26 protein-coding genes are annotated in these 26,594 nt (G+C 52.9%); 15 read left to right on the top strand and 11 right to left on the bottom strand.

What is annotated here, in order from left to right; translation table 11 throughout:
- Together D9K61_RS18080 and D9K61_RS18075 are read right to left on the bottom strand one after the other, a co-directional pair.
- The coding region (locus D9K61_RS18080) for a transposase (protein WP_216825834.1) at positions 1-298 on the bottom strand (298 nt) is incomplete at its 3' end.
- Between the two features lie 658 nt (positions 299-956).
- The gene (locus D9K61_RS18075) at positions 957-1,763 is read right to left on the bottom strand and encodes a DeoR/GlpR family DNA-binding transcription regulator (RefSeq protein ID WP_120634597.1); all 807 of its coding nucleotides are present in this window, start codon (positions 1,761-1,763) and stop codon (positions 957-959) included.
- Between the two features lie 171 nt (positions 1,764-1,934).
- Between D9K61_RS18075 and D9K61_RS18070 the strand changes: the two genes are divergently transcribed.
- Both D9K61_RS18070 and D9K61_RS27925 read left to right on the top strand, forming a co-directional pair.
- Positions 1,935-2,651, top strand: a complete 717-nt coding sequence (locus tag D9K61_RS18070; protein ID WP_120634596.1) for a sugar isomerase domain-containing protein — start codon at positions 1,935-1,937, stop codon at positions 2,649-2,651.
- A gap of 112 nt (positions 2,652-2,763) precedes the next feature.
- Positions 2,764-3,276 (top strand): GNAT family N-acetyltransferase, encoded by a 513-nt coding sequence (locus tag D9K61_RS27925; protein ID WP_120634595.1) that lies wholly within the window; start codon positions 2,764-2,766, stop codon positions 3,274-3,276.
- A 376-nt stretch (positions 3,277-3,652) separates the two neighbouring features.
- On the opposite strand, the gene D9K61_RS18060 is transcribed toward D9K61_RS27925, so the two are convergent.
- Complete coding sequence (locus D9K61_RS18060) at positions 3,653-4,618, bottom strand: LysR family transcriptional regulator (protein WP_120634594.1); 966 nt, start codon at positions 4,616-4,618, stop codon at positions 3,653-3,655.
- Between the two features lie 278 nt (positions 4,619-4,896).
- Here D9K61_RS18060 and D9K61_RS18055 point away from each other — a divergent pair, with 278 nt between their 5' ends.
- From D9K61_RS18055 to D9K61_RS18035, 5 genes are all read left to right on the top strand, one after another.
- Positions 4,897-5,178, top strand: coding sequence for a DUF1330 domain-containing protein (locus D9K61_RS18055; RefSeq protein WP_120634593.1), 282 nt, complete (start codon positions 4,897-4,899; stop codon positions 5,176-5,178).
- Positions 5,179-5,211: 33 nt separating this feature from the next.
- The gene (locus tag D9K61_RS18050; protein WP_120634592.1) at positions 5,212-6,177 is read left to right on the top strand and encodes an MBL fold metallo-hydrolase; all 966 of its coding nucleotides are present in this window, start codon (positions 5,212-5,214) and stop codon (positions 6,175-6,177) included.
- Between the two features lie 367 nt (positions 6,178-6,544).
- Positions 6,545-7,816: a RidA family protein gene (locus D9K61_RS18045; RefSeq protein ID WP_162946953.1), complete on the top strand. Its 1,272-nt coding sequence runs from the start codon at positions 6,545-6,547 to the stop codon at positions 7,814-7,816.
- The gene (locus D9K61_RS18040; RefSeq protein WP_120634590.1) at positions 7,813-8,790 is read left to right on the top strand and encodes an amidohydrolase family protein; all 978 of its coding nucleotides are present in this window, start codon (positions 7,813-7,815) and stop codon (positions 8,788-8,790) included. Before D9K61_RS18045 ends, D9K61_RS18040 begins: the two co-directional genes overlap by 4 nt.
- 38 nt (positions 8,791-8,828) lie before the next feature.
- Entirely contained in the window at positions 8,829-9,803 is a 975-nt protein-coding gene (locus D9K61_RS18035; protein ID WP_120634589.1) for a carbon-nitrogen hydrolase family protein, read from the top strand.
- Positions 9,804-9,928: 125 nt separating this feature from the next.
- Here D9K61_RS18035 and D9K61_RS18030 read toward each other — a convergent pair whose 3' ends face one another.
- The 6 genes from D9K61_RS18030 to D9K61_RS18005 all read right to left on the bottom strand — a co-directional run bounded on the left by D9K61_RS18030 (position 9,929) and on the right by D9K61_RS18005 (position 15,224).
- Positions 9,929-10,666, bottom strand: coding sequence for an SDR family NAD(P)-dependent oxidoreductase (locus tag D9K61_RS18030; protein ID WP_120634588.1), 738 nt, complete (start codon positions 10,664-10,666; stop codon positions 9,929-9,931).
- Between the two features lie 155 nt (positions 10,667-10,821).
- Positions 10,822-11,169, bottom strand: coding sequence for a putative quinol monooxygenase (locus tag D9K61_RS18025; RefSeq protein WP_120634587.1), 348 nt, complete (start codon positions 11,167-11,169; stop codon positions 10,822-10,824).
- A gap of 29 nt (positions 11,170-11,198) precedes the next feature.
- A complete protein-coding gene (locus D9K61_RS18020) occupies positions 11,199-11,540 on the bottom strand; it encodes a YciI family protein (protein WP_216825833.1) in 342 nt (113 codons plus the stop codon).
- 34 nt (positions 11,541-11,574) lie between these two features.
- Positions 11,575-12,561 carry an ABC transporter permease gene (locus D9K61_RS18015; RefSeq protein ID WP_120634585.1) on the bottom strand — a complete coding sequence of 329 codons (987 nt, stop codon included), beginning with the start codon at positions 12,559-12,561 and terminating at the stop codon, positions 11,575-11,577.
- A complete protein-coding gene (locus D9K61_RS18010; RefSeq protein WP_120634584.1) occupies positions 12,554-14,071 on the bottom strand; it encodes a sugar ABC transporter ATP-binding protein in 1,518 nt (505 codons plus the stop codon). Before D9K61_RS18010 ends, D9K61_RS18015 begins: the two co-directional genes overlap by 8 nt.
- 70 nt (positions 14,072-14,141) lie before the next feature.
- Positions 14,142-15,224 carry a sugar ABC transporter substrate-binding protein gene (locus D9K61_RS18005; protein ID WP_120634583.1) on the bottom strand — a complete coding sequence of 361 codons (1,083 nt, stop codon included), beginning with the start codon at positions 15,222-15,224 and terminating at the stop codon, positions 14,142-14,144.
- A gap of 60 nt (positions 15,225-15,284) precedes the next feature.
- Here D9K61_RS18005 and D9K61_RS18000 point away from each other — a divergent pair, with 60 nt between their 5' ends.
- From D9K61_RS18000 to lpdA, 8 genes are all read left to right on the top strand, one after another.
- Positions 15,285-15,953, top strand: a complete 669-nt coding sequence (locus tag D9K61_RS18000) for a TetR/AcrR family transcriptional regulator (protein ID WP_120634582.1) — start codon at positions 15,285-15,287, stop codon at positions 15,951-15,953.
- Between the two features lie 541 nt (positions 15,954-16,494).
- A complete protein-coding gene (locus D9K61_RS17995) occupies positions 16,495-17,847 on the top strand; it encodes a Xaa-Pro peptidase family protein (protein WP_216825832.1) in 1,353 nt (450 codons plus the stop codon).
- Positions 17,848-17,908: 61 nt separating this feature from the next.
- Positions 17,909-18,916, top strand: a complete 1,008-nt coding sequence (locus D9K61_RS17990) for a thiamine pyrophosphate-dependent dehydrogenase E1 component subunit alpha (RefSeq protein ID WP_120634581.1) — start codon at positions 17,909-17,911, stop codon at positions 18,914-18,916.
- A 10-nt stretch (positions 18,917-18,926) separates the two neighbouring features.
- Positions 18,927-19,925 (top strand): alpha-ketoacid dehydrogenase subunit beta, encoded by a 999-nt coding sequence (locus tag D9K61_RS17985; protein ID WP_120634580.1) that lies wholly within the window; start codon positions 18,927-18,929, stop codon positions 19,923-19,925.
- Positions 19,915-20,961 carry a biotin/lipoyl-containing protein gene (locus D9K61_RS17980; RefSeq protein WP_120634579.1) on the top strand — a complete coding sequence of 349 codons (1,047 nt, stop codon included), beginning with the start codon at positions 19,915-19,917 and terminating at the stop codon, positions 20,959-20,961. Before D9K61_RS17985 ends, D9K61_RS17980 begins: the two co-directional genes overlap by 11 nt.
- A 14-nt stretch (positions 20,962-20,975) precedes the next feature.
- The gene (locus D9K61_RS17975; protein ID WP_120634578.1) at positions 20,976-22,406 is read left to right on the top strand and encodes an NAD-dependent succinate-semialdehyde dehydrogenase; all 1,431 of its coding nucleotides are present in this window, start codon (positions 20,976-20,978) and stop codon (positions 22,404-22,406) included.
- A 10-nt stretch (positions 22,407-22,416) separates the two neighbouring features.
- Positions 22,417-23,307, top strand: a complete 891-nt coding sequence (locus D9K61_RS17970; protein ID WP_120634577.1) for a 2-oxo acid dehydrogenase subunit E2 — start codon at positions 22,417-22,419, stop codon at positions 23,305-23,307.
- 8 nt (positions 23,308-23,315) lie between these two features.
- Entirely contained in the window at positions 23,316-24,695 is a 1,380-nt protein-coding gene (gene lpdA, locus D9K61_RS17965; RefSeq protein WP_120634576.1) for a dihydrolipoyl dehydrogenase, read from the top strand.
- A 74-nt stretch (positions 24,696-24,769) separates the two neighbouring features.
- Here the strand turns inward: lpdA and D9K61_RS17960 are convergent, their stop codons facing one another.
- Positions 24,770-25,432 carry an IS6 family transposase gene (locus tag D9K61_RS17960; protein WP_120634575.1) on the bottom strand — a complete coding sequence of 221 codons (663 nt, stop codon included), beginning with the start codon at positions 25,430-25,432 and terminating at the stop codon, positions 24,770-24,772.
- A 137-nt stretch (positions 25,433-25,569) separates the two neighbouring features.
- Entirely contained in the window at positions 25,570-26,505 is a 936-nt protein-coding gene (locus D9K61_RS17955; protein WP_120634574.1) for a nucleotidyl transferase AbiEii/AbiGii toxin family protein, read from the bottom strand.
- Between the last annotated feature and the right edge of the window lie 89 nt (positions 26,506-26,594).

Below are 26,594 nucleotides of genomic sequence, written 5' to 3'. Positions count from 1 at the left end.
GTTCAATCTCGATCCGGCCGGAAGGAGTTGCCGCMGGCGTCGGCTCTATAGTGGCAGGCGTCAGGTCAAACTCCCCCGGCATCTCGGAACCAAGCTCGACCGGCAAGAATACAGGCTCCGCCGCGACGTCGATCACATCCGGCGCAAACCGAGAATCCTTAAGCCATTTGAAAATCAGATTGGCATTCACAGCGTAGCGCCGGGCAACCTGAGCTACAGAAACACCCGGCATCGACGCCTGCCCGCAAATCTCGCGCTTCTCCTCATCCGACCAATACCGCTTCTTTCGCCCGCTCATAGAGTGCCTCATGGTGTCCACTATCAATGGTGGACACTTAGACCCCCTATACCGAACCCGTTAGGTCGGCTTCACCGGACGGACACTCAAGGATAGCATCACCTGAGAAACGAACAAGTGCCATGGACGTCGAGACCGTCACGAACAAAAGCGTCGAAGTGAACGGTTGCGCCTCCAGATACTGTCGCAAAAAGATAGCGCCCCAGTCGCGAATGATACCTTCTAGTGCTAACGAACCAAGCGGCAGGAAACAGAGAATTAGTAGCGCTACTGAAGGTAACCGCTCTCGCAACACAGGTTTTGTACCGCCAGGTGTTGGCGACGATAGTGGCACAATTGGGAGCTCTCTATATAGCAAACTGGTAATCGTGCCATCACCTCAACATTGGTCCAATTCTAACCTTTAGCCGCAGGCTGGGCCACCTTTGAGCTTATTTACAACACTACGCGCACCAGCCTGCTAATCGTCTAGGCGGATTCCATTTAGACCTACGGTATGAGGCGCTGTCGAAGCGGCGTCGACAGCCTCACTCAAACTCACGCATAGGGTTAAAGGTGCTTCCGTCGGTAAGTCGCTTCTTAGCTATCCCAGTTTCCCTATTCCCGGTTATTGGAATAGCACTGTATTTGAGGTCAACGTGCCCTGTCTTAGCCAGTCTTAGACCAACTCTACAGGCACTCCAGCATCTTCGATGCAAGAAAGCTGTTGCACTACCTCTTGTTGGTCCTCTGCAATTAGAGAATCCAACGAACACACGCTCTCAATTTTATATGCTGAGGTGAAGCCCACCTTATCTTTCGTTACCGCGGCAATAACCTTCTTTCCAGATGCGATCATTGCTGCTTTGATCGTGGCCTCATCATAATATGGGGTTGTCAGCCCGCGTAGAGCATCAACCCCGTGAACGCCAACAAAGCAAACGTCCGCTTTGATGCGTTGAACAGTTTCTAACACGGTGGATCCGATGGTCGTCTGGCTTCGCGGGTCGAAAGTTCCTCCGATCAGAATGATGTCAACATTTGGTTTTTTCGACAATGCTATCGCAATCTGCGGGCTATTGGTAACTGCCGTGATACATAGTGACCTAGGTACCTGTTCTGCAATCGCAAGATTTGTAGTGCCGCCGTCGAAAAGGACAACCTGCCCTTCGGTTAGGTGGGCCACAGCTAACTCTGCCAGGCGGGTCTTGATCCTTGATGCTATCTTGTATCGGGAGGCGAAAGGCTGAGCGGCAGACGATGCAGGAAGAGCAGCACCGTGTACCCGTTGTATAAGCCCTTTAGAGGCCAATTCTCGGAGGTCACGACGCGCCGAGTCCTCCGAGATGCCAAAGTGTTCAGCAAGCTCCCCTGTCGTCAAGCGCCCCTCCTTCTTTAGGGATTTCAGAACAAAGTCCCACCGCTCGTCCGGGCTCGCAGTTAACGGCATTGACAGCTCCTCATATTGTGATGCATGTTTTTCCACGAATCGGCACAAACATGCAAGACCTGAGATGCTCAATCGAACTGTACCGACGAACGATTTGACCGGTTTAAGGACGGGCCGCCTCAGAGAGGTGCTAGGCTAAACCGCTAGAGCCAAAAGACAGTTGAAGTTGCAAGGGTCGTCGAGACATTAACTGAAAGGAATTCAAATTTGTACTTCCCGAAACTAGCCGTCAAACGTGTCGAGAATCTGATTTACTCGCAAGAAGATATTATCCGATCCGTCGCGGGCGAACTTGCGAATATCGTGCGCCAAGATAAGCTGATCTACGCTTTTGGAACCGGGCACTCCCACATGATTCCAATGGAGATGTTTGGTCGCGCCGGGGGACTGGCAAACGTCGTCGCTGTTCTTGATCCTTCAATACTTAACGGGTTCGGGGCCATGAGGTCGGGCTCGATGGAAAGGTTGTCTGGTCTTGCAGACATCATATGGGAGCAGTACGACATCTCGCGAGCGGCTCTGTTGTTTTTAGTGTCCAACTCAGGACGTAACTCGGTGGTAGTGGAAATGGCTCTTCGTGCAAAAATCGAAGGAATTAGAACCGTCGCCATCACTTCACTAGAGCACTCAAAACACACCGTTGCAACTCACAGCAGTGGGAAAAAGTTGTTCGAAATCTCTGACTTCGTCATTGATAATGGTGCTCCATATGGCGATTGTTTGATTCAAGATGGAGGAAGATCAACTGGTGGCTTTTCGTCATTTTCCGGTATCGCCATTGTTCAAACGGTTATTAGCGAAACAGTTCGGTTGTGCAATAACGAAGAGCTAACGCCACCATTGTTCCAAAGTCAAAACACCGAAAACCTAACCAACAATGAGGCTTTGTACAGAAAGTACAAATCTATAGTACCACATATGTAGCGGGAAACGTTTTTGGGTGCTTTCTGTAGTCAAACCTAGGACAGCATTCTTAGAAAATGACGAAGTGATAAACGTGGGCTCGTCGGCAAACTAAAATCTAGCTTTTGGCAATATGGATATTCCTCGACTTCGAACCAAGAGACTCGAACTTCTAGCGCCGAGTATTTGCGGGCTTGATGCTTACCAGAAGTTTTATTCAGACCCCAATGCCTCCTTGTCCTATGGGGGCCCAATCTCGAACAGCCAGATTTGGTCACGGCTTAAATCGGACTTAGGCTCGTGGCACCTTTCAGGGTTCGGGGTCTGGATGATCCGCGTAAAAGACTCGCGATCAATAGTTGGGACATGCGGATTTTGGCAAGGTTTGGATTGGCCAAGGGAATTAACTTGGTGGCTTCTGCCAACCGCGAGGGGTCGTGGATACGCTTATGAGGCCTCCATCGCTGCAATTTCGCATGCTTACGACAACTATCTTTGGCACAAAGTTGAAACTTACATGAACGATGACAACAAGAGTGCCAAACGCTTGGTGGAGCGTTTGGGCGGCACTAGAACACGAAGAGCTAGGTTCCCTGATGGCGAGTTTAGAGATATGTACCATTTACCGAGACCGCCGCTGTCGTAACCGTAGATAATCCGGCTATTTTTCGGATCTATTCGGACCGTGCTCCCATGAATACAAGCGGTTGTGGTCATCCCCACTGAAGTGGTCCTTCGCTATTTCTAGGAACACGGAGAAAGCCCCCCATTCCTAATCGCTTCTTCGATTGGAGAGCCTAATTCGCAACCTGATCATCAGTCTCTAACCTGATCTTGAATTTCATCGCTATGCCTCCTGCAAAACAACGAGACATTAGATCAGAAACCTCAGGTACGCGCCTTTGAAGGAATTCATGAACTGACTTTCGACCGATTTTACCGAAAGTCATTCACCCACAGCATCTGACTGCGTCAACAGACGAAAGTTTGTAACAGATCCATTCTAAGCTGAAGGAAGGACGCTAAAGTGACAGGACGGAACCACATTTCGCCATGTTACTTTCATCTCTCGGTTCGGGTGTTGAGCCTAGGAAGTGCGGAACTCTCTTGATAAGTGCGTCAATCACTGCTCGTGTTCTTAGTGGAAGGAACTTGCTCTTTGGCCAAACAGCGCGAATATCAATGGGTTGCACTTGATCACTATCCAGAACAAGCTGAAGGGCCCCTGAAGCCAAATGCGGTCTTCCGAGCCAACGCGGAAGCCATGCTAGACCGCCGCCTTCAATGGTAGCATCCAATACTACCTCTAAGTCGTCGTACCTCTGTTTGCTGCTCATCAGGACGTCATGGATTGCTCCATCTGTATCCTGGACACGCCAAGTCAACCCCTTTGAAGACTTTCCGTACACTATCCCAAAGTGGGAACAGAGGTCGTCAATAGTGGTAGGGATACCTCGCTGACTGAGATATTCAGGCGACGCGAAGATCGCCATGTCCTGAGCGCCGATTTTGCGCGTGGTTAAATCAGTAGCGTTGCCAACAGAGCCAATCCGCACCACTAGATCGTAGCCGTCATTCAACACATCCACGACAGAATCGGAAAACTCCGCGTCGATTTCTAGCTGCGGATGCGACCGCAAGAGATCGCGAAGTATTGGCGCAACGCAGTGCCGTCCGATTAGAACTGGCGTGCTGATACGCACTCGACCGATCGGTTCCGTTCGGCCCTTGTTAAGCTGCGCTCCAACATCGCGTAGGTCGCGGACCAAGTGATTACAATCTTCATAATATCGAGCGCCCTCATCAGTTAGAATCAACCGGCGCGTAGTGCGGCTGAACAGCTGGATTCCAAGATGGGCTTCCAGCCGAGCGACGGATTTGGCGACAGCGGATCTCGTCAAGTTGACGCGCTTAGCAGCTGCGGAGAAACTTCCTGACTCAACCACAACGAGGAAAGTAGGCAACTCCTTCAGAATCTCAGTGAACATGTTGGCTCCACATCAAGTTCAGCTATTGGATACCAGTAGGATACAATGTTAGGATGATTTTTCGCAATCGGTTCCTAGATATTCCGCTATATTGCCGCCTACAGCATTGATTGAGTTTAGGAGGCGAACAAAGTGAATCTAGCAGGCAACGCGCTGCCTTTCGCTCGCGAGGTTCAACGTCCATGCACCAGTGTCTTGCGTTGCTTTTGAACACGACCGTCAGGCGTAGTCAGCCTGATTTCGAAACACCATTTTTGGAACATGACAAGGAATGAGAAATGAGTGCATTTGTCGTTGTTGAGCTGAAGGTCAAGGATTCCGCAGCCAAGGAGCGGTACTCCGCAGCAGCCGGGCCCATCATCAAGAAATTCGGCGGTGAGTTTCTTGTGAGTGGGGCTTGGGAGGCTCTGGCAGGTGAAACTGGACTTTCCCATGGCGCCATCATCCGGTTTCCCAATCGGGTTAGCGCACTGAGTTGGTACCAATCAGACGCCTATCAGTCCACCCTGACCGACCGAAGTGCAGGAATGGAGTGTACGTTCCGCCTGATCGGCGCCTAACGCATCGCTTAACCCCAGACGAACGAGGACAATATGAATCTTTCCCGCAGACAACTTCTCGCTGGTGCTTCTGCCTCGGCCGCCGCCACTGTGCTGTCTCACCCGCGCATGGCAGCTTCTGAAACCACGTTGGATTCCAATCCGCTTCCAGGCGTCGTGCGTCAATGGATTGGCTCGTCTCAAGTAACTGCTCTTCTCGATGGCTACATGGAGATGCCGGCAGATCTATTTTCGATTCCCAGTTCCGAGGCTGAGGAGCTATTGGTTCGTGCATTCAAGGAGGACCAACCCAACCTTAGCCCCGTGAACGCTTTTCTGCTGAATTTAGGTGAGCACTTGGTATTAATCGATACAGGTGCCGCGAACTCTTTCGGTCCAACATTGGGTAAGCTGCCCGAAGCACTTGAAGCCCACGGCGTGAGTGCCGACCAGATCGATGCAGTCCTCGTAACACACCTCCACCCAGATCATATCGCCGGTGCAATCGACGATACCGGCAGCGCTGTATTTCCGAATGCTGAACTGATCGTGCCTGAAACCGAATTTCGTTATTGGCACGATGACGCTGCGGTGGCGGCGGCGCCGGATGCTTTCAAGCCATTTTTCGCTACTGCACGCCTTGCCGCCAAAGCCTACGCAACACGGACGACTCTAATCAGCCGTGAAGCAGAAGTGCTTCCGGGTCTGCTGTCAGTACCGCTTCCGGGACATACACCCGGTCACACGGGGTACATCGTAACATCTGGCGATGACTCGCTTTTCATTTGGGCAGACATCATCCATAACGTGACGTTCCAACTAACACACCCGGAATGGGGGCCCGTTTTCGACGTCGATCCTGCGCAATCCGCAAGAACACGGCTACGCGCGTTGGACATGGCGGCTTCTGACCGTTTGCTAGTTGCCGGAATGCATATGCCATTCCCCGCCATGGGCCATATTTCTGCTGGAGCAGAGGGTTTCTACTATATGCCCGCTGAATGGCCCTACCATCGGTAAAATCCCACTTACGATCTCGCAAAGACAGCCACCGCGCGAAGCAGTGGCTATCTTATCAGATTAGTTTGCCCGAAAGCTTTTTCGTGGCATTGGTGGAGAGCTTGCCCCGGCTGCAAAACTAGAGGGGTTGACACTGCCGTCCTCGATAGCTTATTTATTTAGTGTCCACTACATTAATAAGCTGCTGATCTTCAAATCAATTGTCGGCCGCAAGCCATGTAGAGAGAATTCAGCGTTTGAAGTGACCAAAGGATCTCGAGAGGCCCCGCTGATTGGTCAGGCTTAGCGCCTCCGCATGGATGCTTTCGGTGAGGGACGAAGGCAGGCCTCAGACTGTGGGGCAGAGAAATATGGGAAACAGACGACTATGAAAAAAGATGCGGTTCTTGCCAGGTCCAAGCCGGGAGATAACTTGCCATTCGCTAATGCAGTGAGGGCCAACGGTTACCTCTTCACTTCGTCAATATATCCACAAGATGACAAGGGACGCATTGTTGGCGCAGATCCGGTACAAGGAACCACAGTTGCCTCTCCTATGTCGGTACAGGCTTCGACTTGCTTTGAACGCTTATTCAAGCTTCTTGAAGAGATGGGCTCTTCGCCTGAATTGATTGTGAAAGTCGATGTTCATCTCGCAAACGTCGAAGGTTATTACGAGTTCTTGCTTGTTTGGCGAAAGTTCTTTCCAGATGATCCTCCGGCACGAACGGTGATAGAGGTTGGTCAAACATTTCCGTTTCCGGATGCATTGCTCAATATCGATGCCGTCGCACTGTTGAAAGAAAGTGGACTCAAGAAACAAGCGTTCTGCGACGATCCCGACCCGATGGAACTCGAATGGGCCCCTGATGCTGTGCGCGCTGGAAACTTGGTGTTCTGCTCCGGTTTTCCAGCGATCGATTTCCAGACAGGTCTGGCCGTCGGAAAGCCTGAAGGCTTCCCTCATTACGGCAGTGAACCGACGATGCAAGCCGTAAAGGTTTTTGATCGTTTAGACAGGGTTCTAAAAAAAGCGGGCAGCTCGGTAGAGAGCATTGTTGAGTCGCACCTCTACGAACCAGATTTGATGACATTCAACGACGTTGATCTCGTTTGGGGTGATCGCATGACAATCCCGCCCGCACGCAGTTCGATGGGAATAAAAGGCTTAACGGTCCCGGGCGCTGTTTTTGTCCCAAATTTCATTGCCGTCGTCCCAGACGATGAACACGAAAAGCAGGATCCTAGAGAAGGGATCAATTGGCATCCGGACGAGCGAAAAGTGAATTTTTCTCCAACGATTAAGGCAGGGCCTTGGTTGTTCTTCGCAGGACAGGTGCCCTGCGACGATTTTTCAAGTGTTCCTCAAGCGCCCAAGGGGCTGCCCTATCACTCGGCTCTGATTGAATCCCACACGCGCATTACCCTCGAATTGCTGAAAAAACAGATGGAGTCGAACGGGACTGATTGGGAACATTGTGTCCATGTGAGAGTGTTTCTGATTGAGCCGGAACGAGACTACCGAGGATTCATCAGAGTTTGGCGAGAGTATTTTCCGGATCCTTCCAAAGCACCGGCGGTGTCATACGTTCCCTCTACGACAATGATGTTTGACGGGCCGCTAGTCGAAATTGATCCGACCTGTGTGGTGAAGTCATGAAGATCGACATCCATAACCATGCCATTCCTCGCGAAGCGCTCGAGATCCTGGTCTCTGATCCGGCTTTCGGTGCGAGCCTTGATGATGGCTGGCTTAAACTGCATGACGGGTTCGCGTTTCCCCTTGCGGACTCTTTCTTGGATCCCGAACCCAAGTTGGAAGAACTCAAGGCGAATGAGCTTGACGCCGCGGTTTTGTCTGTTGCCCCTCCCACTTTCTTTTACGATTTACCCGCAGAATTGGGTGCGCGATATGCCAAGGCGATAAACGAGGGATTTGTCAGATTCTCAAACTACGCACCTGATCTGTTTCGATGGTTTGCCCATGTTCCGATGCAAGATGTGAGTCTTGCGTGTGACATGTTGAGGGAAGCTCACTCGAAGGGTGCCATTGGCGTTGAGATAGCAACCCTCATTCTGGGTTCTCGTCCCGATGAACCGCAGTTTGATCGGTTCTGGAAGACTGCTGATGAACTGGGGATGCTGGTTATGCTGCATCCTTATTACAATCCCCCATTCCGCGGCTTAGAGGACTGGTACCTGCAAAATGCTGCTGGGAATCCGCAAGAGACGATGGTTGCGGGCGAGCGGGTTATTTGTTCGGGGCTACTGGACCGCTACACTAACTTACGTGTCCTCTTAGTTCATGGCGGTGGAAACCTACCCTATCAGCTGGGCCGCTTACGTCATGCCATTGCGGTCAGACCAGAGCTTGTAGATGTCAATCCTGATCCCTGGTCTTACTGCGGTCGAATTCTGTTTGACTCGCTCACTCACGACGAGCAGGCAACCGCTTATCTGGTCCAGCGTGTTGGGCAAGAAAATGTGTTCGTTGGAACCGATTTGCCATTCGACATGGCCCCAGACAAACCCATAACGCGCCTTCATACAGCGCTCGGGAAAACTTTGGCTGAACAGGTTCAGACACTCAATCCGTGCGCGATGTTCGGGTTTCCATCCGACAGACAAGACTGAGTAATCCAACGGGGTCAAATTACAAAGTGGACAACAAAATGAGCGTACAAAAAGACCAAATCAAGATAGCCGTTGCACAAGTTCAAGCAAAGTCGGGTGACTCGTCACCTGAGATGCTGGACGATGCTCTAAGTTACATCGAGCAGGCTGGCAATGCAGGTGCTGACTTACTTCTCTTCCCCGAGATGTATCCGGGGCCATCAGTTCACAAGGATCGATTTGAGGTTGTCGAGCCGCTGTGTGAGGCGGCCCGCCGAGCTGGGATAGCCGTTGCCGCGGGTACAAGTGTGCCTGTCGAAGGAAAGCCTGGTGCGTATTACGTGAGCCAAGTCGTGATTAACGCGCACGGAGAAGTGCTGGGTTTCTATCACAGGACTCATCCCGAAAGCGCTGTCTACAAGGCCATGTATACGTCAGGCGGACTGGTTGATTTTGAGTACGTCGCAGGTGACGATTTCCCTGTGTTTGATCTTGGGTGGGGAAAGGTCGGTGTTTCGATATGCAGTGAAATGTTTGTACCCGAGGTAGCTCGGATTATGGCGCTAAAAGGCGCTGAGATCCTCTTGATGCCCGTCGGATGGTTTTTGGATGATTTTGGTTGGAAAGACGTTTGGCAAACACTCGTTCGGGCACGAGCTATCGAAAACATCATGTACACTGCGTCTTGTCAAAATTTGTTTGATCGCGAACTGATGGAACACTACAGCGGCCGCAAGATTCCTGCGGGAGACAGCAAGGGCCTGAACCGCGGATTAGGTATTGTCGCGGGTCCAGAGGGTGTACTGGGCGTGATGCCCAACGAAGGCATACTATATGCGGATTTGGATATGAAACGATTGCGCGCAATGCGCAAGACACCCGAGTTCCCAGATGGTTTGGAGATACCGGCCCCCTTCGGTTCAGTTCCAGGGGTATTGGGATTACGGCGACCTGAACTTACGAGGGAGCCGATGCTGAAAGAAGCACACGACTTGCCCGATTTGAATTGGTATCGGTCACAACAGTCCACTTGAACACATGGTCTTCTTCCCCAACTCGCCGCAGTCTTTGACTGCGGCGTTTTTTAAGAAAGCGAAACGCCAGCTGACTAATTAGGTCAGCTGGCGTCATTGGTTCAAAAATCAATGATTGGATTGATTCAGGCGTTGGCGCCGTTATCAATGACTAGATCAGCACCGGTGATTGAACGACCCTTTTGGGAAGCAAGAAATACAACCAGATCCGCGATCTCGCTCGTGTCCATGAAGGCTTGACGTGCTGCAGCGGCGACTTTCATGTCTGCGTCATCTGCATCCGCTGGGTTCATGTCGGTGTTGGTTGAACCAGGGTGGATTGCATTTGCCGTAATGCCGCGTGGACCCAGTTCACGTCCTAGCGCGTGGGCCAGGCCAGAAAGGGCAAGCTTGGTTGATGTGTAAGCCGCCAATCCAGGAAAGTGCGCCCTGGACGCCAAGTTGGATCCTATGAAAATGATTCTTCCGCCATCAGGGATATATTGCATTGCTTCCTTGGTGGTCACATAGGCCGACCGGAAGTTGACTGAAATACTGTCGTCAAAATCCTCGATCGACAGATCTTCAATCATACCCCATCTGAAGATCCCCGCATTGTTCACAACGATATCAATACCGCCCATGAGGTCGCCAGCAGCTTGAACTGCGGATCTTATCTGATCTGCATCACGACTGTCGGCTGATATAGCCTGCGCCTTTCGACCCAGAGCTCGAATGCTTTCGGCTACCTCCTCGGCCGGCCCTTTAGACACGCTGTATGTCACGACAACGTCTGCACCTTCTTGCGCAAGGCGTTTGGCTATCGCAGCGCCCATGCCCTTGCCGCCACCTGTGACGAGAGCTCGTTTGCCTTCCAGTTCCATTTTTTATCCTTTCGTTGGAGTTTGTTGGCAGGGAAATTCTGTAGAAGAAACGGGAGAGTTCTTCCGGATCGATACGTCTGTTGCGCAATCACGAATTTGCTTTCGGCGCTGACGATCACTTTGGATTCGACAGTTGTCGGGATCGCGTCGATTTCCTATTTCGGTAGGCTCTGAGTCCGTCCGTTTTGAAATACGAAATCACCTCGCAACGGAAAAAAGAACTCACGGTCCGGAGGTGACTCCAGAAGAACTTCGAGTTTCTTCCAGTAGTCGTCGCGATATGGTCGCGTTATTTGGTTGGCGATGAAGTCATCGTAATCCAGCCAGGTTTCGTACAGCATGATATGGTTGGGATTGTCCTTTGATGTATGGACAATCGTGTTCACAAATGTCTCCTCGGAGCGCATTGTGTTTAAGACAGGTTCAAGCGAAGCATGAAATTCATCGCTGACACCCGGCTTAAGGTTCATGGTTACAATGACAACAAACGGATCCGCATTCATCGTTTTTTCTTTCCGTCTAAAATTTTGATTTACTTGCTATTCTCTGAGAACGAGGCGTCGAAAAAATAATTCATCAATCGGCCTCGGTTAGGCTCGTCATTCAACTGAAACTCAAAGACCCAATTCTCGGTCACGCCCCCCGCGACGAGAGGGTCCGTTGCGAGCATCGCTTCCATTTCTTCAAGGTTTGCAGCCGCAAATATCTGTACGCCACCTGAACCAAGAGGAAGTTGCGCACCTGTCGCCACGACTCGACCTTCCAGGTCCCTCTCCTTCAACCAATCAACATGTGCAGGCATGTGATCTTGAATTCTGTCTGGTTTTCGAATTTGGCTGATGCAGGCGAATAAATTGTCTCCGGGGTGGGGCATGGGTTTCTCCGTCGTCTGTTGCATGGGATTGGTTCTAAGTGTGACGCCTGCTAATCGCGTCCAATGCGACCGCCGCGACAACGATTGTACCTTTGATGAGCAATTGATAATTCGCGCTGACAGCCAGGCTATCGAGCAGATTGGTGAGGACGGCGACAAGCATAAGGCCGATCGCGGTTTGCCAAACGGCGCCGCGCCCACCCGAAAGGGAGGTTCCTCCGATCACAACGACCGCGATGGAATCCAGAGCCATGTTTCGACCCATGTCTGCCTGGCCCAAATCCAGCCGCGACGCCATGATCATGCCTGCGACCGCGGCACAGCCGCTACAAATCGCGTAGGTCGAACCGCGAACGACGGCCACTCTGAGGCCAGCCAACCTGGCCGCTTCAGTGTTTCCTCCAACGGCATAAATTTGGCGTCCATAAACAGACAGGGATAAAATCAGCTGTCCGGCCAGCATGAAGGCAGCTAGTATCCAGATGGAGTAGGGCAAACCCGCAAGGGATCCCCGTCCCAGCAGGGTGAAGGATGCGGACGACGTCATATAAGGTTGTGAATTGGAATAGATAAGTGCTGCACCGGTGAACACGGACATTGTGCCAAGAGTTGCAACGAATGGATTCACATCAAGTCGCGTTACTAAAGCCCCATTCAATGATCCAGCGGCAACACCAACAAGAGTGGTTAGCAGGAAGGCTTCCAGTAATCCCATCCCTCCGACAACCAGGCTCGTATATAGCGTGGCGCCAATTGCAAACACGGAACCCACCGAGAGATCAAAACCGCCGGTGATCATGACCAAAGTCATGCCAACAGCAATAATCCCGAGGGGAGCGTTTTGCGCAAAAATGTTGACGATGTTGCTTGGGGTTAAGAAGCCTGAATACAAATACTGCGAAACACAAACCAAAAGAACCAGCGTGATGGCCAGCGTGTATCTCTTCAATATCGGAAGACCCAGTTGATGGAGCTTCTTTGGGGCGATGGTAACGGTTGATTTGTGAAGTGTGTCAGACATGAAGTTCCTCAACTTGAAAAGCGCGGTTCAGGATTGCGTTCACGGACAGGTCGTCACCATCGATTTCACCGACTGACTGACCTTGGGAAACAACTGAGACGCGATCGGCTATGGAGACCAGTTCTTCCAGTTCGGAAGAGACCATTATGATTGCGACACCATCACTGGCCATTTCGCGCAGAGAGGCCAATATCTCCGCTTTTGCACCGATGTCGATTCCACGTGTCGGTTCATCGATCAGCAAAATGTTCGGGCGGTGGTGCCACCAACGAGACAGAAGTGCTTTTTGCTGGTTTCCACCGGATAACGTGCCGACCAAATGATCCAGCCTTTTCGGATCGAGTCGAAACTTCTGACCGGCCTTTGAGGCAGCAGCCTTAAGTTTGCGGACCGACAAAACTCCGGAAGTTGTGCAGGTGGAAAGATCGCTGATCACGATGTTCTGACCGGACTTCATATGCAGAAAGAGGCCCTGCAGTTTTCGATCTTCGGGAACAATGCCGATCCCGGCGCGGCGCGCTTCTCGAACCGTGCGAGGCCATTGCCGCTTGTTCCCCATCAGAACCATGTCACCTTGTGCTGTTCGCTCTGCTCCGGCTATTGCGCGCAAAACGGTCGTTCGCCCTGATCCCACCAAGCCGCCCAAGCCCAAGATTTCTCCGCGGCGAAGGACCAATTCGATATCCTGGACAGCGCCGGGTACGGTTAAGTTTGAAACCCGTAAGACTTCCGGCTCGGAGGATAAGGACATTGGCGCTGCGCGGCGCTTGTACAAGTCGTCGACATTCTGGCCCAGCATGGCTTTTACGAGCGACCTCTTGGTCCAGCTTTTTTTCGGTTGGGTTGAAATCAAGCGACCGTTGCGAAAAACCGTTACCGCGTCCGCGATGTCGAGGACTTCATCAAGATTGTGCGAAACCAGAACCAGCGTGTGCCCGCTGGCCCGCAGGTCCCGCATTAATGCAAAAAGTGCTTTTCTCTCGGCCGGAGCCAGGGCGGCAGTGGGCTCGTCTAGAAGGATGATTTTGGCATCGAATTGAACGGCCCTCATGATTTCGAGGATCTGTTGATCAGCGACAGATAGCCGTCCAGCTTTGCTGCGCGGGTCTATATTGACGTTCAAGCGCTCAGCCAATTCGCCATATTTGGCGGCCATTTCCGAAGACATTACCGCGCCCATGAACGATGGTATTTCTCCTAGAAACACATTGTCTAGCGCCGTCATCTCCGGCACGATTGAAAGTTCCTGATAAATTCCGACTATGCCTGCCGACCGGCCTTCGCGGGGCGAGGCGAGATGCACTTGATTGCCAAAAATAAGAAGGTCACCAGCGGTCGGATGAAGCCGCCCGGAAATCATGGACAGAAAAGTCGATTTACCCGCACCATTTTCGCCGACCAGCGCGTGAATGGATCCTTCCGTTATTTCGAGATCTACAGAAGATATCGCTTCGAGCTGTCCAAAATTCTTGGACAAACCCTTGCTGCGTACTGCGACCCGTTTTCCCATGTCTCTTGCTCACATTTCAAAGTACACTGTTGCCCAGCCCCGGAGCCTTGGCCGCGGGGCTGGAAGCTGATCAGTTGTATTCTGGGGTAAAGGAAGAGACGTTGTTGGCGTCGATGATCGTATATTCGCCTTCCGCGGATCCCTCGATGGGAGGATGTCCATCATTGGCCGTGAACTTTGGAATATCAGCGCCTTTGTAGTAGACGTCGTAAAGGTTGCGCACGCCGCTCTTTCCGTTGGTTTTCAAGAAGAATGGTAGCGTGACTTTCAGCTTGCCCTCTTTGACCATGTCGGCCGACCAATTCGTGCCGCTGAACTCGTACACGTCGACAGGATTGGCATATCCATTGACCTCGATGGCCGTCAGGATACCGCGTGACATCAAGGCATGTTGCGTGATGACGATATCAAGCTCGCGGTTGGCAAGCAGCATGGGCGTGGCTTTTGCAAGCGCGTCTGTTGTGTCCCAGTTGGACTCGACCATGACCGCAACCTCAAAATTCGCGTTGCGCTCCGCTTCCTCCTCAACGGCCTGGATTAAGCCTTTAGCCACTGGGCTGACAACAAGACCATGCATGACGCCAACTTTGGTTGGGGTTGAGATATCTTCTGAAACGCGCGCCACCAATGCGCGCATGGCCGACAGTGTTTCATTGCCGCCAACAAATCCGATGGTCCCAGGGGCCCAGGTATCGATACCGTTGGACATCGGATCGACACACACATGCACGACATTTACCGAGACAAGAATATTGTTCTTAGGCGCTTCATTTGTGATCATATTGCAAACAGCGCTTGTTCCGTCGGTGGGGAAAACTATCCAAGCGTTGTAGTCCCGCAATAGTGCATTCTCCATCTGATTAACCATGGTCGCACTGTCAAAATTGGCGTTGAATACATCGACGTCAACGCCCAGTTCACTGGCCTGCTCAAGGACGCCATCAACGACAGCCGTCAGCCCAGAAACACTTTGCCCCCGCATAAAGAGCGCAATTTTCAAGGGCTTGGATCGATCAATCTGCACTGGAGTGTCTAGGCCAACATCGACCTCAACGATGTCGGCGAGTGCTACTCCGGACATCCCGCAAATAGCGAAAAAACAAGAAAGAACCCCTGCCATTGCAGTCTTTAAGGTTGAATTTACAATTTTCATATTTGTTACCTCCCCTTATTATTTAGTGATCGCTATATAATAGATAGAAGTCTTGAACTTATGCGTCAAGTTATTTATTTAGTGAAACCTACATTAATAGAGAGAGTGAAGATGGCGGGACGTGGCCGACCCAGAAAATTTGACCGCAGCGAGGCATTGAATCTGGCAATGAACCTGTTTTGGCAGCGAGGCTATGATGGGACGTCGTTGATCAACCTGGAAGAGACGCTTTCCCTCAAAGCGCCCAGTATCTATGCGGCCTTTGGGTCAAAGGAGAAGCTGTTTTGCGAGGCGGTCGAGCGCTATCTGGAAACGGACGGCGCAATTATTGCGAAGGCAATTGAAGAGGCCCCTACGGGGTTTGAGGCGGCGCAAGCACTACTTTATGTGAGCGCCAGAGTTTTTTGCCGTAAAGACAAGCCTTGGGGCTGTATGATAGCGCTGGAGGGCTTGCACGAGCACAGCTCGAATGAGGCGATTAGAGACTTGCTCGCGAATCTGCGTGACGCAAACATCCATCGACTACTTAGAAAGCTTGAGTGCGATGTTGCTAACAAGGTTCTGAGCAAGGAGCAGGATTGGCAAAAATTGGCAACTTATTTTGTTACGGTTCAACAGGGTATGGCCATTCGCGCTCGCAACGGTGCCAATCTTGAGGCCTTGATTGATGTAGCGGACTGCGCAATGCTTGCCTGGCCTTCAAGTGCAATGATATCCTCTATCAACTAAATTACTTCCCTACGGTATGGCTCGACACGGGTGCGTCTTTCCGCCTATTTCGGATTTATACGCATAACTTAACTATCAAAGACATATATTGTTCGGTTGCGTTTTTACGACCGAGCCTCGTCCCCATGGGTGGTCAAGCAACGATCAGATCTTAAAAAAGCTTCAATGGTTCAGGAATTCTGCAGGAGCTTTGGGGCAGAGAGGCTATCGCGCATTCTGTGCGGGAAAGCGCCTGGTCGTGGATCAAGGCTATCTACTCCACCTCATTCATTTTTTTAGAATATTGTAGTTATTACTAAATAATACCTTGACGTTGAAAAATTATCTGGATACCTATTATTTTAGTGTTCGCTACATAAATGGGCAGCGACGGCACTGTTGGTGAGAATGTTAAGGCTCGATGACGCTGTTTTGCGTCATTCGTGCTGGCGTCTCACACAACTTATGTCGCCATGTTCCGACTGTATCGGCTACCTGCCCCATAGATGCAGCAGCACTATTGAATTCAACGAGCTCCTCAATGAGGGGTCCACAAGCAATTATGAAGGCGCTTGCCTGTTCGAGTTGCTGTGAACAAATCACGGAGGAAATCGTGAACGTAGACGCACTCAATCCACGCATTCTACAACCCGGAGACATCGATCCGAATTGGCGATGGGATCGGCACATACCGGCGCTTGGGCATACGGCAGTCGACTTCGAGCGCCGTGTTGATCACGATCGCCTCCGGCGCTATCGCCTCAGTCGCGCAAAGGATGCGTTGAAGAAGTCTGGCTGTGGTGCGCTACTGCTGTTTGATGTGAACAACATTCGCTACGTCTCCGGTACCAAGATCGGAGAGTGGGAGCGTGACAAAATGTGCCGCTTCGCTCTGCTGGCAGGTGATGAGGAGCCGTACGTCTGGGATTTCGGCTCGGCTGCCGTTCATCACCGAGAATACTGCAACTGGCTGGATCCTGAGCGCATGCGTGCCGGTGTTGTCGGCATGCGCGGTACTATCCCACCTTCTTTCGGTCTGATGAAACGATATGCTGAGGAAGTCTACGGCTTGCTCAAGAAGGCGGGTGTAGCAGACATGCCAGTCGGCGTTGACTACGCCGAAACGGCGATGTTTTTCGCACTGCAGGAAGCTGGCGTAATTGTCGTCGATGGGCAACAGATCATGCTCGGCGCGCGTGAGATCAAGAACGTCGACGAGATACATCTCCTGAACCAGGCCGCCTCAATGGTGGACGGGGTTTATCACATGATCTGGCAAGAGCTGAAGCCGGGCGTGCGCGAGAACGATATTGTCGCGATGGCCAACAAGATGCTTTACGAGATGGGCTCGGATGATGTCGAAGCGATCAATGCGATTTCCGGCGAGCGCTGTAGTCCACACCCGCACAATTTCACCGATCGATATTTCAGGCCCGGCGATCAGGCTTTTTTTGATATTTTGCAATCCTATCAGGGATACCGCACTTGTTACTACCGCACGTTCAATATCGGACGGGCAACTTCGGCCCAGAATGATGCATACGTAAAGTGTCGCGAATGGCTAGATGCCGCAATTGCTCTTGTAAAGCCTGGCGTCACTACTGACACGGTTGCTAAGGTTTGGCCCAAAGCAGAAGAATTTGGATTCCCCGACGAACTCTCAGCGTTCGGACTACAATTCGGGCATGGCCTGGGGCTGGCACTGCATGAGCGTCCGATTATCTCGCGCGCAGTATCGCTGGATAATCCGATGGAAATTCAGACCGGCATGGTGTTTGCACTGGAGACCTATTGCCCCGCCACAGACGGGTATTCGGCCGCCAGAATCGAAGAAGAAGTGGTCGTAACCGATACTGGTTGCAAGGTCATAAGCCTCTTTCCTGCAGAAGAGTTACCTATTTCAAATCGCTACTAGTCCTCCCAGGACTGCCCGGCTCCTTTTTTGGAGGCGGGCCTTTACTATATGAGGCAATTAAATGGTTCGCCAAACCAAGCAAAACAATACCGAGGCCTATTTGCGCATATACCGGCAGATGGTTCGCATCCGGGCCTTTGAAGACAGTGCCAACCAGCTTTACCTGTCTGCCAAGATGCCGGGCTTGACGCACATGTATTCTGGGCAAGAGGCGGTTGCCGTCGGCATCTGCGAAGCGTTGGAGAACAGCGATAAGATCACGTCCACGCATCGAGGACATGGGCATTGCGTCGCAAAAGGGGCAGAATTCCGGGAGATGTTCTGCGAGTTGCTGGGCAAGCAGGAGGGCTATTGCCGCGGCAAAGGCGGCTCGATGCATATTGCAGATCAGCACCACGGGAATCTTGGCGCTAACGCAATTGTCGGTGGCTCAATGGGTATAGCGACCGGCGCTGCCTTCTCTGCCAAACGGTTGGGGACCAAAGACATCGCTGTCTGTTTTTTCGGTGACGGTGCTACCGCGCAGGGTCTTTGGTACGAAGTGATGAACATGGCCGCGCTGTGGAAGCTGCCGGTCATCTATGCCTGCGAAAACAACGGCTATTCGGAGTACACTAAAACCGATGAGATCGCCGCCGGATCGTTGACTGCGCGTGCAGAAGCCTTTGGCATCGAGGCGCATTCGGTCGATGGGCAGGATGTGCTCTCGGTCAACGAACTCGCCCAAAAACTCGTAACTCGCGCGAGAAAGGGTGAAGGACCGTTCTTCGTTGAGCTGAAGACATATCGTTACCATGGCCACCATGTCGGGGATATCAATCGAGAGTACTATCGCCCGAAGGACGAAGAAGCGGAGTGGAAAACAAATCGCGATCCAATCACGAATTTCGGAAAATGGCTGGTCACTGAAGGGATCCTTTCATCGGACGAGCTTGTCGGGATCGATGGCGAAGTCAAAGCAGATGCCGAGGCCGCGGTGCAGTATGCATTGAGCGCTCAATACCCGCCCTCGAACGAGGTCGACATGCACGTATTCTCCGGTGTTGAAAACGCGCTGGCCTATATTTGAGGAACTTTCTATGACCCGAGAAATCACCCTATCTACGGCCGTAAACGAGGCGATTGCCGAGGAGATGCGCCGGGATCCGTCCATCTTCCTGATCGGTGAAGACGTCGCCGAAGCAGGAACGCCCTTTAAGGTGCTCTCGGGTCTGGTTGAGGAATTCGGGACGGAGCGCATCGTCGACACGCCGATCTCTGAGCCGGGATTTATGGGTATGGCCGTCGGCGCGGCGATGACAGGCTCGCGTCCAATCGTCGACCTGATGTTCGGTGACTTCCTGTTTCTGGTCATGGATCAACTGTGCAACCAGGCTGCCAAAACCCACTACATGTCGGGCGGCAAGCTTAGTGTGCCGTTGGTGCTTCGGACCAATCTCGGTGCAACGCGCCGTTCAGCGGCACAGCACTCGCAATCATTGCATGCCCTTGTGGCCCATATACCGGGATTGAAGGTCGCGCTGCCCTCGTCCGCCTACGAAGCCAAAGGCCTGATGAAGACGGCAATCAGGGACGATAATCCAGTCGTTATTTTCGAAGACAAACTGATGTACAACGACAAAGCGCCAGTGCCAGAAGAGGAGTATCTAATACCCTTCGGCGAGGCCACAGTCCTGCGTGAAGGGTGTGATATCACATTGGTTGCACTCTCATCAATGGTTCAGGTCGCGTTGCAGGCAGCCGAGCTACTTGAACGCGACGGCATCTCGGTCGAAGTGATCGATCCGCGTACCATTGTCCCCTTAGATGAGGAGAAAATCCTCAATTCAGTGCGCAAGACCAGTCGGGCCATCGTCATTGATGAAGGACACCGCAACTTCGGAGTTACAGCTGAAATCGCGAGCCGTATCACTGAGAAAGCTTTCTACTATCTCGACGCGCCAGTCGTCCGGATGGGAGCGATGGATGTTCCGGTGCCTTTCTCGCCGGCTCTGGAGGATCTGACCGTGCCGACGCCCGAAGCGGTCGCAGAAAACGCCCGTTTGAGCGTGCGCGGGGAGCTCTTCAATGTCGCATGAGATCATCATGCCGGCGCTCGGCATGGCTCAGGACACCGGCCTGATCGTCACCTGGCGCAAGGCGGCGGGTGAGTTTGTGGCCGCAGACGACGTGCTGCTGGAGGTAGAGACCGACAAGTCTGTAATGGAAGTCGAAGCCGGGCATGACGGCTATATCGCAGAATTGCGCGCCGAAGCGGGTGAAGAAATCCCCGTCGGCGACGTCATTGCCGTGATCACTGCTGATAAGCCTGACGCGCCGATCCAGCGTAGATCAAGTTCTTCCAAAGAGCTGCCGTCTAATCTTGCAGTGGATGAGCAATCTGAAACTGGCACAGTTCCCAAAGCGGATTCCAGAGGCTTGGCGGTGGGTCCCGAACGGCAAACCAGGTGCGCATCAAAAGACCTTCCCGTCGCAAAAGATCGTATTTTTGCTTCGCCAAAGGCAAGGCGACTCGCGGCCGAACGAGGCCTTGATCTGGGGATGTTGGTCGCGGATGACCGGAAGCAGCCCTATCATGTTACAGATCTGGACCTGCTGGCGGCACTCGGGAAACAATCTACCGCTGACTACTCGGAGATACCCGACCGTATCGAGGCGAGTGTTACCAAGGCAGGCTTTGATGGATTTCGCAAATGGCTTGTTAGTATCAGCGAAGAACGAGTTGATGATCTGGCTGTTCTAGCTGCTTTTGCAGCGGCCAGCATGCGCGCCGGCGGTGCATTAGAAACAGTACCTCTTGTTGTCGAAGTCCAAAAGCCGCTTGCCGGCCGAACTCGTCGTTTTGCCGATCCAGATTTCACGGGTTTAGCCAAAGCGGTGGAACCAGATATCAACACAGCGCCAGCGCTTATTCTGCGCGATCTGACCGGCCTCGCTGTGACTTCAGTGCGCTTTGGAACCTCGCCTGTGCCGACCGTTACAATTTCGGACCAAGACGACGCCTACAGGATTGTACTTGAGGCCTCTGCCCGCGGCCTGGAGCAGGACGTAGCAATTAAAATTGTTCACGAGCTGTCGGCGCGGCTGCAAGAGCCCCTACGCCAACTATTGTGACAGGAATACAAGTGATGAACTACACCAACCTCTATATCGACGGCCAGTGGCGTAACGGCTCAGGGAACGAACGGTTTGATGTTCTCAATCCGGCAACCGAAAAAGTTCTGGCGAGCGTGGCATCGGCCGAGATTGCCGATGCGAACGCCGCGCTGGACGCAGCGCAAGCCGCATCTTCATACTGGGCTGGACGCAAACCACGTGAGCGCGCGGAAGTATTGCGCAATGCATTCGAACTGATGACGACGCGACTTGAGGATTTTGCCCACCTCATTACGCTTGAGAATGGCAAGGCGCGCGGCGACGCGATGGGAGAAGCAGCCTATGCCGCAGAGTTTTTCCGCTGGTTTTCCGAGGAAGCCGTTCGGGCCGATGGGTTGATTACCCAGGCACCAGCTTCAGGTGCCCGCATCATCGTCCAGCAAAAACCGGCTGGAATCGCCGTGCTGGTCACGCCCTGGAATTACCCGGCAGCCATGGGTACCCGAAAGATTGCGCCTGCCCTTGCCGCTGGGTGTCCTGTCATTATCAAGCCTGCGTCGGAAACTCCGCTGACCATGTTGGAACTAATGCCTCTTCTGAAAGAGGCGGGCGTACCGAATGGGATGGTCAATGTGTTGCCGTCGAAGAAGACCGGTGAACTGGTAGATCACATGTTGCATGATCCGCGCGTCCGTGTTGTCTCATTTACTGGCTCCACGGGTGTAGGCCGGAAATTGCTGCACGCCGCCGCTGATAACGTGGTCAAACCAGCGATGGAACTGGGCGGCAATGCTCCGCTGCTTGTTTTTGAGGACGCCGACATCGACGCCGCGGTCGATGGCGCAATGCTGGCAAAAATGCGCAATCTGGGCGAAGCCTGTACTGCCGCCAACCGCTTCTATGTCCATGAACGGATTGCCGAGGCTTTCACAGAACAATTTACTGCGCGTATGGCGGCACTGAAGGTAGGCAACGGAATCGAGGATGGCATCGATGTTGGGCCTCTGGTCAATGCCGACACCCGCGATAGGGTTGCAGCCTTTGTGGACGATGCTGTCGCCAAGGGTGCGGAATTGCGTCTCGGTGGCACGATACCGAACGGTAAAGGGTTCTTCTATCCACCGACAGTCCTATACGGCGTGCCCGAGAATGCGGACTGCGTACACGACGAAATTTTCGGGCCAGTCGCTGCGATCCAAACTTTTGCCGACGAAGCGGACGTCATCCGCCGCGCCAATGACACTGAGTACGGGCTGGTCGCCTACGTATTCACAGAAAACATGAAGCGTGGCATGAGGGTTTGCGAACAGCTCGACTACGGCATGGTCGGATTAAACCGCGGCTTGGTGTCTGATCCGGCCGCCCCTTTCGGCGGCGTTAAGCAGTCGGGACTTGGCCGCGAGGGTGGCCATGAAGGCATGCTGGAATTCATGGAAACGCAATACATTTCCGCAAATTGGTGAGGAGAGGCATATGAATTCCGTCATCGCCAGCCCTTCCACCCGAGCCCTTGCCGGACGTGAGGGAGTCGACATCAATGAGTTAGCCAGTGAACTTGGTCGCGAGACTATCGCTAAGGAAGACATTATAAGAAAGGCCAGTGGGACGCCCCTGCCCTCTTCCGCTCCGGCAGGTGCGGAGTACTGGAATGTTGATCACTCGGCCTATGGCATAATCACCGAAGAACCCATTTCTCGCATTGCGCAGGTTGCCGCCGCCAATCTGGCTGCCGCCCAGACACTCATTCCGGCCGTTACCCATCATGACCGCGCTGACATGACAATGGTCGAGCGTTTCAGACCCTCTCTCAAAGATGAAGCAGCGGCGCGAGGTGTGAAACTCACGGGGCTGGCATTTCATGTCAAGGCGCTGGCAAAGACATTGCGGGCGTTCCCTCGCTTCAATGCGTCACTGTCGAAGGATGGAGAGACGTTACTGCTCAAAGACTACGTCCACATTGGCATCGCAGTGGATACACCGCACGGGCTTCTGGTTCCCGCTATCCGTGATGCTGACAAAAAGGGGCTCTGGGCGTTAGCGTCAGAGATCGCGGATATCGCCACACGTGCAAAAAATCGAAAGATACGGCCCGAAGAAATGGGGGGTGCCTCAATGTCGATCACCAATCTTGGGGGTATCGGAGGCACCGCTTTCACTCCGATTGTCAATCCACCGGAGGTCGCCATTCTAGGGATCTCAAAGACAGAGATGGCACCGGTCTGGGATGGCCAAGCATTCGTGCCTACGCCGTTGGTGCCGCTGGACCTGAGCTACGATCACCGTGTCATCAACGGCGCAGAAGCAGCACGCTTTATGGTTCACTTTTCCAACCTTCTGGCGGATCCGCGCCGGATCATCATCTGAGGGGTAAGATGGTGGGCAAACACGCTGATTTCATCGTATTGGGCGCTGGTCCTGGGGGATACGCGTGCGCGTTTCGGGCCGCCGATCTCGGTCGCCGGGTTGTGCTGGTCGACTCACGTTCCACGCTCGGCGGGGTCTGTCTGAACGAAGGCTGCATCCCTTCCAAGACGTTGCTACATGCGGCTGAGGTGATCCGAAGCACTCATGCTATCGGCGGGTGGGGAATCGGCTATGATAATCCGAAAATAGATCTCGAGGCTTTACGCGAAAAAAAGAATAACATTGTCGGAAGACTTACAGGAGGGCTAAGCGGCATTGCTAAGCGGCGCAAAGTAGATCTCATTCGCGGCAATGCTCGATTTACGGGCGTGAACGAACTAGAAATTGACGGCGAAACATGGACCTTCGACCAGGCGGTGATTGCCGTTGGCTCTGTTCCTACCAGACTGCCTGGTTGGCCAGAAGATGACCGCATTTGGGATTCAGCTGCCGCACTGGAGCTTCGTGAAATACCCAAACGCCTGACGATCGTCGGGGGCGGTATCATCGGGTTAGAAATGGCGACCATCTATTCGGCTCTGGGCTCTAAGGTAACTGTGATCGAACTTCTCAATCAGGTCGCTCCAGGTGCGGATAACGAGGCAGTCGGCATTCTTCAGTCCGCCCTAGTCAAAGATGGGATCGACATTCACATTGCCACCAAGGTTTCTGCAGTGAAAGCAGACAAAACCTGTTTGACTTTGACTTGTGAGGGGGCTTTTGAGGGCGACATCAAGGCTGATGCCATTATCCAGTCTGTCGGACGTCAAGCCAATGGTGTGCACATCAACGCAGATGCGGCTGGCATCGGGGTTACCAATCGCGGCGTAATACCCGTGGACGCATCTTGTAGGACCAACCGTCCTCACATTTTCGCCATAGGTGATGTTACCGGTGGGCCAATGCTCGCCCACCGAGCAACCCACCAAGGCCACTTGGCCGCCGAAACAGCGTGCGGAGAAGAATCCGGATTGGACACCGTGCTTATCCCCTCGGTTGCCTATACAAAGCCTGAGCTTGCATGGGTTGGGATCTCTCAGGCCCAGGCTGTAGATCAGGGTATTGCGCACAAAGTGACCAGCTTCCCCTGGGGAGCCAGCGGGCGAAATCTTGCGTCGGGTGGCAGTGAGGGGCTAACCAAACTTGTTTACTGCCCACGCACTCAGAGAATCCTTGGCGCTTCGATTGTTGGCGCTCATGCTGGTGAGTTACTGGCGGAAGTTGTCCTGGCTATGGAAATGGGAGCGACGCTTGAGGATGTCGCACTGACAATCCACGCACATCCAACTGTTTCAGAGACTGTCGCCTTTGCCGCGGAACGTGCACTTGGAGTTTTGACCGATTTGTAGAACTTAGGTTGAAGTGTCTGACATCAGCACCTGTGGGCCTGATTGAAGGATTTGCATAACGGAAGGTTTATGGCTCATCTGAAAGCCCGACGTAGTAGTGCTAAGGAATTGCTGTTGCTGATCATGTTGGCGACTTCAATGCCGTCCAGCGTCGCCGAGGCGGATCTGAACGACTTGAACCCGCACATGTGCCGCACGCGTCGCTTGATGAACCTGTGATCCTGCTCGATCATGTTGTTTAGGTATTTGGACCTGATCGTCTGTACTTTGGCAGAGCACCCGAACCGCTTCAGGATCCGTTTCACTTCTCGAATGCCAGCTGCGTTTGCACCACTCTTGTCTATGACGATTTTGTTTGGGATTCCGTTTGACGACGGTGCTTTGGCAAAGAACCTAGTAGGTGCTGGACGATTTCGCCGCTCAGACAGCATGAAATCAAGGGTGTTTCCCACTTTGTCGACCGCTCGATAGAGATACATCCAACTCCCGCGCACACGAATGTAGGTTTCGTCCATGCACCAAGAACTCTGAGTAGGACGCTTCTTTGATTGCGCACGAGCTGCGGCGATCGGCGAGAAATTCACAACCCACCTATTCAATGTGGCGTGGTCAACTCGCACACCGCGCTCAGCCATGATCTCTTCCAAATCGCGATAAGAAACCGTGTACCGCAGGTAAAAGTAAACGGCGTACAAAACCGCATCCTTCGGAAAATGGCAGCCTTTCAAGAAAATCATGCTGAAACCTGTTGGAGAACAATGCGCGGACACCAAAAGTCGAAATCTATATGCTCGTCAATCCAGGCCCAAAGTTTGCGACACATCCTCGTCAAGGCGCCAATCCAATTGGCCACACAAAAATTGTGACCGATAGGTCAGCTGTTGATTTCGGCCTCGAAAGCTTCAATCGCACCGAGGATGTCATCGAAGCCCGGCGCGTCCCCGATGATCATCTCCCGCATGCCAGAATAATCTCGTCGCAAGGCGGCGGTAAGTTCCGCATTCGGCATCAATCTCAGCGATCCTGGTTTGGCGGCTTCGTAGTTGGCCCAGGCGGCTTTGAAGAAAACCGATTTGTGATGCGCGACATGTTCCAGCAAATCAAGGCTGCCGACAGCACGCCCCTTGGCCTCGTGGCCGATGAGACAGGCCATGTCGTAGTAGTGGCGCGACATCCGGTCGGCGAGGGGTTTGGCGGGATCCTGATGGAAGAGCATGTGCAGGATCGTGGCCTTTTCCCAGAAGGTCCGCTCGACGCCCAGCACTTTTACATCCACCTCGCCTGATCCCAGCAGATCAGGAAAGGCCTGATAAACATATGGGGATATCTCCCTAACCTCAGCCGGCAAATGCACGCCACGTGCCCCAAACTCAAACCGCACAATGGGTTTGACGTAACCACCGACACCGTCGGACAAGGATGGATAGGCGAAGAGCAGGGCTTGTGCGTCGCCTGGGTCAACTGTCAGGGAGAAACCCTGATCCAGGCTGGCATCAAACGCAGCTTGAATCTCAGCCAAAAGCGGCCCGGAGACCTCCGCTTCGGCCGCATCCTGAAGCTCTTGCAATAGTTGTTTCTGTTTCTTTCCGGATAAATCTGGGTTTTCGGGATCGCGGTCGCCTTCGAAACCAAACTGTGCCCGATCTAGGGATAGATCCACATCTTCCGAGAAGCGATGGATCACGTCATAGGCCTTGGAAAGAGACGTCCCTCCTTTGAAGATCATGTGATCGCCAAAGGAGGGCAGGGCGAAAAGCTGCTTCAGGGACCAGCAGACCCAGAAGTCTTTCTCGATGATGGCCTGGGACATCCCGAGCTGCGCTGCTGCCTCCTGGAAGGCCTCGTCTCGTTGTTCAAATGGCGTTGTTCACAGACATGTGACCCGGCAACTGGAAAAGC

The sequence above is a fragment of the Ruegeria sp. EL01 genome (assembly GCF_900313035.1).
In the GTDB taxonomy this organism is placed as follows: domain Bacteria; phylum Pseudomonadota; class Alphaproteobacteria; order Rhodobacterales; family Rhodobacteraceae; genus Ruegeria.
Note: the sequence above shows the minus strand (reverse complement) of the source record. Positions and strands in the feature narration are given on the sequence as shown.